At 45.4% G+C, this 674-nt stretch carries 1 protein-coding gene; it reads right to left on the reverse strand.

The genetic code is table 11. From position 1 onward, the window contains the following. Positions 1 to 233: 233 nt before the first annotated feature. Positions 234 to 674: helix-turn-helix domain-containing protein (locus ACP45E_RS20190; RefSeq protein ID WP_141707448.1), on the reverse strand; the 441-nt coding region annotated here is incomplete at its 5' end.

Consider the following 674-nt stretch of genomic DNA (forward strand, 5'->3'; position numbering starts at 1 on the left):
TGCTCGCTTTTTTTGTGCTCATATGTTGGATAGACCATCGCTAAGTGGCCTTATAGCGAGATAGTCAAAACTCATTCTATTGATTTCGGCAAATCATTTTGTAGCTTCAAACTAGTGATGTTAGGGCTGGCTTGTGATGCCCCAAAAACGCCTAGAATTGAACTTGCAAGGTTTCAGATACAAAAAGTAATAGATGCGACGATCTAGCCCCATCGCCCTCAATGAAATTAAGACTATTGCTTGAATGTAGTGCGCCACTGAATCGGCGATACATGAAAAGCCGATTTAAAGTGCTTTCTGAATACACTGTCAGAGCCAAAACCCGCTTGCTCTGCAACTTGAGGTATCGATAGTTTCGTGGTTTCTAATAGACGTTGGCTAAGCACCAAACGTCGGTTTTGCAGCCATTCACCAAATGTACAGCCATAGGTAGCTTTAAACTGGCGTGTGAAGGTTCTTTTGCTCATCGCACAGCGCTCAGCGACTGCATCTAGTGAGTGAGGCAGATGGACGTTTTGTTCGACATGCTCAATCACAAGGCTGATGCTTGTTTCTGCGAGTGGCTTTACGCTAATCGGTGCAGGTATGTACTGTTGCTGTCCACCAGTTCGAAATGGCGCTGTCACCATCTTACGTGCGAGATCATTCGCAAGTACACTAGATCGGAAGAGCGG

The sequence above is a fragment of the Vibrio genomosp. F10 str. 9ZD137 genome, from assembly GCF_049974785.1.
Classification (GTDB): Bacteria; Pseudomonadota; Gammaproteobacteria; order Enterobacterales; family Vibrionaceae; genus Vibrio.